Origin of the sequence: Streptomyces sp. NPDC006208 (assembly GCF_040613775.1) — a bacterium.
GTDB lineage: Bacteria > Actinomycetota > Actinomycetes > Streptomycetales > Streptomycetaceae > Streptomyces.
Genome location: NZ_JBEXSW010000027.1, coordinates 66,647 through 78,186, shown reverse-complemented (window position 1 = coordinate 78,186; position 11,540 = coordinate 66,647). Strand labels below are relative to the sequence as shown.

Below are 11,540 nucleotides of genomic sequence, written 5' to 3'. Positions count from 1 at the left end.
GGACCGCGGAGACGGGGTGAGGGTGTGAGGGAAGGGCCCGGTGAGCTTCGCGCGGGACTGGAGAAGACGGGCTATCTCGTCGACGACGGTCTCGCCACCGCGTGCTACCTGGCCCTGAAGCTGCACCGGCCGCTCTTCTGCGAGGGCGACGCCGGCGTCGGCAAGACGGCGCTCGCCGCAGCCCTCGCCCAGGTCATGGACGCGCCCCTGATCCGGCTGCAGTGCTACGAGGGCATCGACGCCTCCCAAGCCCTGTACGACTGGGACTTCCCCCGCCAGCTGCTGCACCTCAAGACCGCCGAGGCCGCCGGGACCACGGACGCCGACCGGCTCCAGGGCGAGCTGTACAGCAGACGCTTCCTCATCGCCCGTCCCCTGCTGCGGGCCCTGGAGACCCACCCCTCGGTCCTGCTCATCGACGAGATCGACCGGGCCGACGACGAGTTCGAGGCCTTTCTGCTCGAGCTGCTCTCCGACTACACCGTGACCGTCCCCGAGCTCGGCACCCTTCGGGCATCCCGGCCGCCCGTCGTCGTCCTCACCTCCAACCGCACCCGTGAGGTGCACGACGCACTCAAACGGCGCTGCCTGTACCACTGGTTCGACCACCCCGACTTCACCCGCGAACTGGCCATCGTCCGCAAGCGGCAGCCCCAGGTGACCGAGCGGCTCGCCGCCCAGGTCACCGCCGTCGTGCAGATGCTGCGTACCCAGGACCTGCTCAAGCCGCCGGGCGTGGCCGAGACCATCGACTGGGCCGAGGCCCTCGACGCACTCGGTGCCACCGAACTCGACGTCGAACTGGCCCTCGACACGCTGGGCTCGGTGCTGAAGTACCACGAGGACGCGCAGCGGGCCCGCTCGCTCGACCTGTCCGCGGTCCTCGCGGTGAGGGGAGCGTGACCGCCATGTCCCACGTGAACGGCCCGACGGCCGTCGCCGTCGGCTTCGCCCGGGCGCTGCGCGCGGCCGGGGTCGCCGCCGGCCCGGAACGCGTACAGGCCTTCGTGTGCGCGCTCGACGCGCTCGGCCCGGGCCGGCGATCCGACGTCTACTGGGCGGGCCGGCTCACACTGTGCGGCAGCCGGGACGACCTCGAACGCTACGACCGTGTGTTCGCCGCCTACTTCGCACCGCCGCAACAGCGCCGCGATCGGGTGCGTACCCCTCCTCGGCCGGTACTGCGGCCGGTGTCGGCCAGGAGCGGTACGCCCGCGCCGGACGCGGAGCGTCCGCACGGCGCACCGCGCGCGTCTCCCGCCGCGGCCGGCTCCACGGAGGTCCTGCGCCACCGTGACATGGCGGAACTGACCGCGTCGGAGCGGGACCAACTGCGCCGCCTGCTGGCCGCGTTCGCGCTCAGCGGGGAGCCGCGGCGCACCGCGCGGCTGCGCCCGGCCCGGCGCGGCGGCGTCGATCCGCGGCGCACCGTACGCGAACTGCTGCGCCACGGCGGGGAACCGGCCCGGCTGCGCCGTCGGGCCCGTGCCACGAAACCCCGCCGGGTGGTGCTGCTGCTGGACGTCAGCGGCTCGATGGACCCGTACGCCGGTGCCCTGCTGCGCTTCGCCCACGCCGCAGCCCACGGCGCCCGAGCCCGTAGCCCCACCGAGGTCTTCACCCTCGGCACCCGGCTCACCCGCGTGACCCGCCAGATGGCGCACCGCGATCCGGACGAGGCGCTGGCCGCCGTCGCGTCCGCCGTGCCGGACCTTGGCGGAGGCACCCGGCTGGGTGAGACACTGCGCGGCTTCCTGGACTGCTGGGGCCGGCCGGGAGTCGTCCGCGGAGCGGTGGTGGTCGTGCTCTCCGACGGCTGGGAGCGGGCGGACCCGGCGCTGCTCGCGGCCCAGATGCGGCGGTTGCAGAGGCTGGCGCACCGTGTCGTGTGGGCCAACCCGCGCAAGGCCCGCCCCGGTTACGAGCCGCTCGCGGCCGGCATGGCGGCGGCGCTGCCCAGCGTGGACGCGTTCGTCGAGGGACACAGCCTGGCGGCACTGGAACGCCTGGCGTCAGTGGTGAGAGGTGCGGCCCATGCGTGACATTCTTCCTGCGCTCGGTCACTGGTACGCGTCGGGCAGCCCGTTCGGACTCGCCACGGTCGTCGGGGTCAGCCGCAGCGCTCCCCTGGGTCCCGGAGCCGCGATGGCGGTGGGCCCGGGGGACGAGGTCGTCGGCAGCGTCTCGGGCGGCTGCGTCGAAGGCGAGGTGTTCGAGCTGGCCAAGGAGGTCGTGGCCAGTGGCAGCCCGCAGCTGCAGACCTTCGGCTACACCGACGAGGACGCGTTCGCCGTCGGCCTCACCTGCGGTGGGGAGATCACGCTCCTCGTACGCCCCGTGTCGGCCGAGACGGACACGACGTTCGGACAGGTCGCCGCATCGGTCGCCGAGCACCGCCCGGTCGTGGTGGCCACCGTGATCGACGGCCCCGCGAGGCAGGGCGCGACCCTCGCCGTATGGCCGGACGCCGTGTCCGGCACCCTCGGAGCCGAGGGGCTCGACGCCGCCGTCACCGCCGACTCACGCGGGGAACTGGCACAGGGCGCCACCGGCCGGCGGCACTACGGCCCGGAGGGCGAGCGGCGCGAGGACGATGTGACGGTGTTTCTGCAGTCGTTCACACCACCGCCGCGGATGCTGGTGTTCGGCGCGATCGACTTCGCGGCCGCGGCGGCCGGGATCGGCGCGTTCCTCGGTTACCGGGTGACCGTGTGCGACGCGCGCCCGGTCTTCGCCGACCCCCGGCGCTTCCCCGACGGTGTGGAGGTGATCGTCGAGTGGCCGCACCGGTATCTGCGCGCCACCGAGGTCGACGACCGGACGGTGATGTGCGTGCTGACCCACGATCCGAAGTTCGACGTTCCGCTGCTGGACCTGGCCCTGCGCATGCCGGCCGCCTACATCGGGGCGATGGGCAGCCGCCGTACGCACGAGGACCGGCTGGCCCGGCTGCGGGAGAAGGGGCTGGACGAGACGCAACTGGCGCGGCTGCGCTCGCCGATCGGTCTCGACATCGGTGCCCGTACGCCCCAGGAGGTCGCCGTCTCGATCGCGGCGGAGATTGTCGCACTGCGCTGGGGCGGCAGCGGCGCACCGCTGGCGGACACGGACGGCGCGATCCACCGGTCACGGCTGAAGTCGGTATGAGACGTGAGGAGGAGGCATGGAGCTGCAACACTCGTTCACTGTTCCTGTCCCGGTCGACGAGGCGTGGAAGGCACTGCTCGACATCGAGCGGGTCGCGCCGTGCATGCCGGGCGCCACTGTGGAGAGTTACGACGGCGAGACCATCGACGGTGCGGTGAAGGTGAAGCTGGGGCCCATCGCGGTGACGTACCGGGGCACGGCGACCTTCGAGGAGAAGGACGAGAGTGCGCACCGCTTCGTGCTGGCCGCCCGCGGCAAGGAAGTACGCGGCCAGGGCACGGCGAGTGCGGCCGTGACCGGCACACTGACCGCTGAGGACGGCGCCACGGCCGTCGCGGTCGTCACCGATCTGACGGTCACGGGACGGCCGGCTCAGTTCGGCCGGGGTGTCATGGCCGAGGTCGGCGACAAGCTGATCGGCCAGTTCGCCGACTGCCTGGCCCAGCGGCTCGCGGGCGGCGGGGAAGTGGTCGAGGACTCCGGGCACGCCGCTGCCCGCCCGGGCCCGGCCCACAAGGTCGGTGCCGACGTCGACACGGGCACGGAGGAGCCGGAAGCCATCGATCTGCTGCGTACGGCCGGCCTGCCGGCGGTCAAGCGTGCCGCCCCCGGGCTGATCGTGGCCGCCCTTGCCGCACTGGTGGCCGTTCTCTTCCGCTGCCGCCGCAGGCGGTGAGGGCCGCCTGAGCACCACGGCACCGTCGGGACGCGAAGCCTACGCGGTGAGCGTCTCGGCATGGGCGGACGCCCGGTCGTGGACGGGCAGCCTCGTGCGGGCATCGGGATCGATCCATGGCACCGGCGGCGGATCGAGCAGTCTCTGTGCGTGCGAGGCGTACCCCCGTGGCTGCACGGAGGACGGCAGCGGGTCCCGCACCAACGACTCGTGCGGCAGGCCGAATTCGCCGAGCAGCTCCGCGATCTCGTGCACGAACATGACAGGGCCGGACAGGTAGACGCTCTCGGTCTGCCAGTCCTGACGGGCCCGCAGATGCCGGTGCAGCCGCTCGGCCGCCCGCACGCGTCCCTCGCCCCGTTGCCGGTACCACCAGTGGACCTCGAGCGCGGGGTGCGCCTGGAGCAGGCCCACCAGGTGCGCGCAGTCGTAGAAGTCCTGGTCCGTGCGGGCCGCGATCTCGATCCTGATACGGGGCGCGGGCCGGCGCGCGAGCAGCTCGTCGAGGACGGCCTTGACCGGGGCCCAGCCGCTGCCCGCCGCGATCAGGGTGACGGCGGGAGTGCCGGGCGGGGGAGCGAGTGCGGAACCGGAGGCCGGTCCGAACTGCAGTAAGGTGCCGGGCGCGGTGGCGTCGCACAGCGCGGTGCTCAGCAGCCCACCGGGCACCCGCCCGACGTGGAACTCCAGCACACCCTCGCGCCCCCGGCGGCCGGCGACAGAGTAGGGCCGCCACACGCCCGGCAGGCGCGGATGCGTGACCGTGGCGTACTGGCCCGGCAGCCAGGGGTAGGGGGTGTCCGGCACGGCCTGCACGACCGCCGTGCGGCCGCCGAGCAGACGGTGCGAGACAACTCTCGCCTGCCACAGCGCCGGTTCCAGCGCGGCCTCGGAGCGGTACGCGCCGTTCTGCATGGCTGTGGCAGCCACCCCGTACACCCGCTGCCACGCCCCCTCGGTGTCCTCGTCCCACAAGGACCCGCTGTGGAAGCGGATCGCCGCGATCAGGCTGTCGCCCACCGCCGCGTAATCCGCGTCCGTCGTCCCGAACTTGCGGTGGTCGCGGCCCAGCCGCTCCAGGTGCCCGGTCAGCCCCGGATGATCGAAATGGTCCACCACCTGCACCAGCGCGGCGAAGAGCCGCTCGTACTGGTCGTCCATGTCGGCCGGGAACAGTGCCCGCAGCCGCGGACGGCCGTGGAAGAGATGCGCGTAGAAGTAACGCACCACATGAGCCGCGCGCCGCTCCACCCGCGCCAGACTTGCCCGTACAACGTCGATGTCGCCCATGGAATCCCCCCGCACCCCGTTGAACGCTCAACGTACCAACTCCCGTACGAATATGAGCCGTTCGGTGCAGAACCCTTTCCCGGCCGGAACATTCCGATTCCGGCCGGGACGCGGGGCGGTGCCGGCGCGAACCGGCCGGTCGGCTCAGAGGCCCTGCCAGTCCGGCTTGGCCGCGTACGTGGCACGGAAGTAGTCGGCGAGTTTGAGGCGGGAGGCCGCGGCCTCGTCGACCACGACCGTGGCGTGCGGGTGGAGCTGCAGGGCGGAGGCCGGTACCAGCGCCGAGAGCGGGCCCTCTACGGCGAGGGCGACAGCGTCGGCCTTCGCCTCGCCGGTCGCCAGCAGGACCAGGTGGCGGGCCTCCAGGATGGTGCCGATGCCCTGGGTGATCACATGGTGGGGGACCTCGTCCAGTCCGTTGAAGAAGCGGGCGTTGTCCCGGCGGGTCTGCTGGGTGAGGGTCTTGATGCGCGTACGGGAGGCGAGAGAGGAGCACGGCTCGTTGAAGCCGATGTGCCCGTCGGTGCCGATGCCCAGCAACTGGAGGTCGACGCCCCCGGCATCGGCGAGCGCCTGGTCGTAGGCGGCGCAGGCGGCGGCCACGTCCTGGGCGGTGCCGTCGGGCCCCATGAAGGAGTTCTCGGTCAGCCCGAGCGGCTCGACGACCTGGCGCAGGACGACCGAGCGGTAGGACTCGGGGTGGCCCGCGGGCAGGCCCACGTACTCGTCGAGCTGGCAGATCCGGGCGCGGGAGGCATCGACCTCTCCGGCCCGCACCGTGGCCCCGAGTGCTTCGTAGACGGGCAGCGGGGTCGATCCTGTGGCGACGCCCAGGAGGGCGTCGGGCTTGCGTCGCAGCAGGTCGGCCATGGCGTCGGCGATCAGTGCGCCGCCGGTGGCGGAGTCCTTGACGATGACAACTTCCACGAAGATCCCTGTCTCTGAAAGCGCAAGTGGTGTAGACCAATCTACCTGGTGGGAGGGCGTGCTGTCCCGTGCCGGACGCAGGAGGGAGCGAATACCGGCCGAGCCGCCCGGACAGAACGGGGCATTGCGACGGACATGACCCAAGGGCGTGTCCCGGGCCATGGCACCCCCGGCCCGTGCGGCCGCCCGGGAACCGGTGGACGGCGAGCGGGGAGAATGAGGCGGTGACCTACCGCTACCAGGTGCTCGGCACCACCCGCGCCATCGGCCCCGACGGCCGGGCAGCGCCCCTGGCCGGGCCGAGGCTGCGCGCGCTGCTGGCGGCCCTGGCCGCCGCGGGCGGCCGTGCGGTACCGGCGGGAGACCTGGCCGACCGGGTGTGGGGCGAGGACGGGCGGCAGCCCGCGGATGCACCGGCCGCCCTCCAGGCGCTGGTCGGACGTCTGCGGCGGGTGCTCGGCCGGACCGCGGTGGGCTCCGTGTCCGGCGGCTACCGGCTTGTCGCGGACCGGGACGACATCGACCTGTTCCGGTTCGAACGCCTGGCGGCCGAGGGGGCGGCCGCTCTGGAGGCGGACGAGCCGGCCGAGGCGGCGGCCCTGCTCGACGAGGGTCTCGCCCTGTGGCGCGGACTGGCGCTCGCCGATCTGCCCGGCGCGGATCTCGATCCCCTGGCCGTACGGGCGGGCCGGCGCCGCAGCGAGGCGCGGTACAACCGCCTGGCTGCCGACGTCGCACTCGGGCGGGCCTCCGCAGTGCTCGGCGAACTGACGCAGCTGGCGGCCGAAGCCCCGCTGGACGAGCCTCTCCAGGCCCTGCGCATCCGAGCCCTGCGCGCCACCGGGAGGCAGGCCGAAGCGCTTCAGGCGTACGAGGAGGTACGGGCGGCTCTCGCGGACCGGCTCGGTGCCGGCCCGGGCTCCGAACTGTGCCATCTGCACGCCGAGTTGCTGGAGAGCTCCGGCCGCGGGGCGCCACAGCGACCGGCCGCCCCTGCCCCGCCCCGCGGCAACCTCCGTGCCCGCCTCACCTCCTTCGTGGGCCGCGAGGCCGAGATGGCCGATGTGGCCGCACAGCTGGAGCACAGCCGACTGGTGACGCTGCTCGGGCCCGGGGGAGCGGGCAAGACCCGGCTCGCCCTGGAGGCCGCGGCCGCCGCCGAAGCCGCGGGAGCCTGGCCGGACGGTGTCTGGGTGGCCGAACTCGCCCCCGTGGGCGACGCGAACACCGTCCCCGAAACCGTACTGACCGCGCTCGGTGCCCGCGGGACACAGCTGCGCGGCGACGCCGGGCCCGAGCCCGCTCACAGGGACCTGCTCACCCAGCTCGTGGAGGTGTGCGGACGCCGCCGCATGCTCCTCGTCCTGGACAACTGCGAGCATGTCGTCGACGCATCCGCCCGCCTCGCCGAAGCGGTCCTGACCGGATGCCCCGGCGTACGGGTCCTCGCCACCAGCCGCGAACCACTCGGCGTCCCCGGCGAATCCGTACGCGGCGTCGGCCCGCTGCCGCAGGACATGGCACTGCACCTCCTCGCCGACCGTGGCGCCTCCGCCCGGCCCGGCTTCCGTGCCGACGACGACCCCGATGCGTGCGCCGAGATCTGCCTCAGGCTCGACGGACTGCCGCTCGCCCTGGAACTGGCCGCCGCCCGGCTGCGCGCCCTGACACCGCGCCAGATCGCCGACCGGCTCGACGACCGGTTCCGGCTGCTCACGGGCGGCAGCCGTACCCTGTTGCCCCGCCGGCAGACACTCCGGGCGGTCGTCGACTGGTCCTGGGACCTGCTCACCGACGACGAACGGGCCGTCCTGCGCAGGCTCGCCGTCTTCTCCGGCGGCTGCGCCCTCGAACAGGCCGAGGCCGTGTGCGGCGTCGCCGCGCTGGACCAGATCGCCTCCCTCGTCGACAAGTCACTCGTCGTCGCCACTCCCGGCGGACCCGACGGCATGCGGTACGGACTCCTGGAGACCGTTGCCGAGTACGCCGCCGAACGGCTGGACGAGTCAGGGGAACGCGCCGGCGCCGAGTTGCGCCATCTGACCGCCTACCGGGAACTCGTCCGCACCGGCGACCCCGAGCTGCGCGGGCCGCGACAGGGGCTCTGGCTCGCACGCTTCGAGACGGAACACGACAACGTACGCTCGGCACTGCGCACCGCCGTCCGCCTCGGCGAGGAGCAGGAAGCGCTCTGCCTCGTCCGGTCCATGAGCTGGTTCTGGCAGCAACGCAGTCATCAGGCCGACGCCCGCACCTGGGCGCCCTCCGTCGCGGCGCTCGGCCCCGACCCCTTCGCCCCGCCTGTGCGCACGGCTGTCCCGGTTCCCGAACAGGCGATCGCCGCCCCGCCTCCATGGTCCGACGACGTGCTGTGGGAGGCACGCCGCGGTGTCCGGCTGATCGTCCTCGCCACCGGCGACGACGGGGCGGAGCCGGCCCGGCCCGAGGCGCAGCGCCATCTGCGCGCCGTGGTGTCCGCCTACCGGTCCGGCCTGCCGCAGCTGCGTACCCAGCCTGCTTCCATGTGGTTCATCGCCCGCCTGTTGACCGGTGAGTTCCCCGGACTCGGCGAGACGGTGGACGCCGTCGTCGCCGAGTTCGGCGACGACCAGGACGGCTGGGAGTTCGCTTTCACCCTGCTGATGAGGGCCAGGCTGCTCGGCGACCGGCACGGCGGCCTCGACAGCTCCCTGCAGGATGCCGGCCGGGCGCTGGCGCTGTTCGAGGCGGCGGGCGACCAGTGGGGGATCGCCGAGTCCCTCTCCGCCCGCGGCGAGGCGCTCGACGCCGCCGGCAGACACCACGAGGCAGCCGCGGACTTCGAGCGCGCGATGGACTGCTCTGCCCGCGTCGGTGCGGACGCCCAGGTGCCGGTGTTCGCCGCGCGCCTGGCCGCCGCACGGCTGAGGACCGCCGTGACTCCGCCCGAGCGGGAGCGAGCGGAGCGGGCACTCGTCGACGCGGCCAAGGACTCCCACCGGTACGCCCCCGAGACGATGGCAACACCGCGCTTACTGCTGGTGCACCACTACGGCCGCACCGGCCGCAGCGCGCTCGCACGGGAGCAGTTGCGGGAGATGGAGCACGATCTGGCAGACCGCAGCACGGGCCTGTTCGCCGGCCTGCTCGCGGGGGTGCACGGCTGGCTCGACTGTGTCGAGGGCGACTATGAGGGGGCCAGGGCCCGCACGGGCGAGGCGGTACGACGGCTGGACCATCTGGCGTATCTGGTCGCCCCGCACCTGATCGTGGATCAGTTCCTGTGCGCCGCCTGGGCGATGGCCCATGGGGGAGCGGCTTCGGACGGGGCGCGGCTGCTCGCTGTGTACGACCGGGCGGACCACGTGCCCGGCTGGCTCGGGCTGCGCGTGTTCGGCGACGAAACCGTGGTCCGGCGGCGCGCCGAGCGGGATCTGCGGGAAGCGCTGGGAGCGGCATCCTTCGCGCAGGCGTACGCGCAGGGCCGCGACCTCGCTGTACGAGAAGCCGCCGCCCTGATCTGACGCCGGAGGCCACTGCCCTTGCGGGCGCGCCCCGCGGGTCAGCGGATGGCGATGAGACGCGCGAACGCGACGACGTTCCCCTCGTACCCGGTCCGCTTCGAGAAGTCGCCGCCGCAGGTGATCAAGCGCAGTTCGGCCTCCGGAGCGTCCGCGTAGATCTTCTCGGCGGGAAAGTCCTTCCGGGTGTACAACTCGACGGCATAGACGGCGAAGACCGCTGTCCGCCCGTCTCCCCGCCGGACCTCCACATGGGCGCCGCGCTCCAGGGAGCCGAGGTCCTGGAACACCGCCGGCCCGGCCTTGGTGTCGACATGACCGGTGATCACGGAGGTGCCGCGTTCCCCGGGGCTGACCGAGGCCGCGTACCAGCCGGCGAGATTGCGGTCCCGCGCCGAGGGGGAGGCGATCCAGCCCTCGGCATCGAGGCCGACAGGGGTGAGCGGGGCCTTCACCCCGGCAGAGGGAATCGTGAGGCGCAGCGGGGCCGCGCGCGGCAGCGGATCGGGCGCGGCCGGCAGCAGTGCGGCGGCCGGCGTGTGCCGGTGGACCGCCGCGGCAGGACGCGGCTGCGGTGGCCCACCTCCCGGATCGGCGGATCCGTAGCGGATGAGGAACAGGCCGAACAGCAGCACGCAGACGAGCGTGAACCAGGGGCCGCGCCTGGACAAGGTGGGCATGGATGGCATTCCTTCGGACGGGTGCTCTGCCACCTCGGCGCGACGGCGCGGGGCGGCACAGCCGTGGGTGCACCGTCAGACGCCGCCTTCGGTGCGGTCCCGTCGGCGGCGCATCAGGTAGACGCCGCCGGCCGCGGCGCCCGCGACCAGTGCGTAACCCAGCGCTGCCGGCCCGGTGCCGACACCGGCGAAGCTGCCGCCCTCACCGCCCCGGACGCCACCGCCGGGCTTGGTCACCACGGGGTGCTGCGGGCGCTTGCCGGAGTCGTGGCCGGTGCCGGGGTGCTGCGGGCGGCGCTTGTCGGCACCGGCGTCGGGGTGGGAGCCGAAGTCGGAGTCGGCAGCGGTGTCGGGGCGCTTGTCGGAGTTGGCGTCGGTGTCGGGGCGCTTGTCGGAGTCGGCAGCGGTGTCAGGGCGTTTGTCGGAGTCGGAGTCGGGTTCGGGGTGCGAGCCGAGATCGGAGTCCGATGCGAGGTGGGAGCCGGCGTCGGCATCGGAGCCGGAGTCGGAGCCGGAGTCGGAGTCGGAGTCGGCAGTGGGATCGGAAGCGAATCCGGTCTCGGATCGGGAGGTGGCGTCGGAGTCCGATGCGAGGCGGGGGTCCGAGCCGGACCCGGCATCGAGACCGGCGTCGGTGCCCGGCTCCGTGTCGGTGCCCGGCTCCGAGTCGGATCCAGAGTCCGAGTCCAAGGCCGAGTTGGGGCGGGGTACGGAGCTGGGGCTGTCGTCGGGGGCGGAGAGGGAGCCGCCGGGGTCGTCGGAATCCCCGGTGACGATGAGGGAGGTGGCCCCCTTCTCGCCCTTGCAGTGGAAGCTGACCTCGTACTCGCCACCGGCCTTCGCGTCCGCGTTGACCTGGGCCGTGCCGGGCTTGCCATCGGTGAGGGTGACGGTGTCGAACAGCGCTGACGAAACGGTGGCCGTCGGCGCTGCGCAACGGGTGACGGTGAGCGTGAGCGTGCCGCCGGGCGCGACCCTCTGCGGCGAGACATCGAAGCCGAAGGGCATGACGGCGCTCGCCTCGGCTTCGTCGTCGGCAGCGGCTACGGGCGCCGTCAGAGCGACAGCGAACAAGCAGCCGAGTGACAACGAGGCGATCCTTGTCGCGCGCATGGCTCGATCTCCGAGTTCCCGAGGAGCAGTCGCGGAGGAGGTTCCACGGAGGGCAGGAAATGCACCTCGACGGGACCGACGCTAGGAGCGGCCCAGGAGGCGTGCCACTTCAAGGGGGCCGGGCGCGTCAGACACGCCGCGGACGGGTGGTGGCCCGTAGCTCCGCCCGGTGCATGGCCGACTCCCGCCGGGCGGTCGCGTCGACAC

The 11,540-nt window shown here is 73.2% G+C and carries 9 protein-coding genes; 5 read left to right on the top strand and 4 right to left on the bottom strand.

What is annotated here, in order from left to right; all coding sequences use genetic code 11:
• Window positions 1–24: 24 nt before the first annotated feature.
• The 4 genes from ABZ208_RS22660 to ABZ208_RS22645 are packed head-to-tail and all read left to right on the top strand — an operon-like array spanning window position 25 to window position 3,823.
• Window positions 25–903: a MoxR family ATPase gene (locus tag ABZ208_RS22660; protein ID WP_356911266.1), complete on the top strand. Its 879-nt coding sequence runs from the start codon at window positions 25–27 to the stop codon at window positions 901–903.
• 5 nt (window positions 904–908) lie between these two features.
• Complete coding sequence (locus tag ABZ208_RS22655) at window positions 909–2,042, top strand: VWA domain-containing protein (protein WP_356911265.1); 1,134 nt, start codon at window positions 909–911, stop codon at window positions 2,040–2,042.
• Window positions 2,035–3,147, top strand: a complete 1,113-nt coding sequence (locus ABZ208_RS22650; protein ID WP_356911264.1) for an XdhC/CoxI family protein — start codon at window positions 2,035–2,037, stop codon at window positions 3,145–3,147. Before ABZ208_RS22655 ends, ABZ208_RS22650 begins: the two co-directional genes overlap by 8 nt.
• Window positions 3,148–3,163: 16 nt before the next feature.
• Window positions 3,164–3,823, top strand: a complete 660-nt coding sequence (locus ABZ208_RS22645) for an SRPBCC family protein (RefSeq protein WP_356911263.1) — start codon at window positions 3,164–3,166, stop codon at window positions 3,821–3,823.
• A gap of 39 nt (window positions 3,824–3,862) precedes the next feature.
• Here the strand turns inward: ABZ208_RS22645 and ABZ208_RS22640 are convergent, their stop codons facing one another.
• Together ABZ208_RS22640 and nagB are read right to left on the bottom strand one after the other, a co-directional pair.
• Window positions 3,863–5,113, bottom strand: a complete 1,251-nt coding sequence (locus ABZ208_RS22640) for a globin domain-containing protein (protein WP_356911262.1) — start codon at window positions 5,111–5,113, stop codon at window positions 3,863–3,865.
• A 144-nt stretch (window positions 5,114–5,257) separates the two neighbouring features.
• The gene (gene nagB / locus ABZ208_RS22635) at window positions 5,258–6,040 is read right to left on the bottom strand and encodes a glucosamine-6-phosphate deaminase (protein WP_356911261.1); all 783 of its coding nucleotides are present in this window, start codon (window positions 6,038–6,040) and stop codon (window positions 5,258–5,260) included.
• Between the two features lie 224 nt (window positions 6,041–6,264).
• Between nagB and ABZ208_RS22630 the strand changes: the two genes are divergently transcribed.
• A complete protein-coding gene (locus ABZ208_RS22630; protein WP_356911260.1) occupies window positions 6,265–9,543 on the top strand; it encodes a BTAD domain-containing putative transcriptional regulator in 3,279 nt (1,092 codons plus the stop codon).
• A gap of 38 nt (window positions 9,544–9,581) precedes the next feature.
• Here ABZ208_RS22630 and ABZ208_RS22625 read toward each other — a convergent pair whose 3' ends face one another.
• Window positions 9,582–10,220, bottom strand: coding sequence for a class F sortase (locus tag ABZ208_RS22625; protein WP_356911259.1), 639 nt, complete (start codon window positions 10,218–10,220; stop codon window positions 9,582–9,584).
• Between the two features lie 75 nt (window positions 10,221–10,295).
• Complete coding sequence (locus ABZ208_RS22620) at window positions 10,296–11,333, bottom strand: hypothetical protein (protein ID WP_356911258.1); 1,038 nt, start codon at window positions 11,331–11,333, stop codon at window positions 10,296–10,298.
• Window positions 11,334–11,540 lie beyond the last annotated feature (207 nt).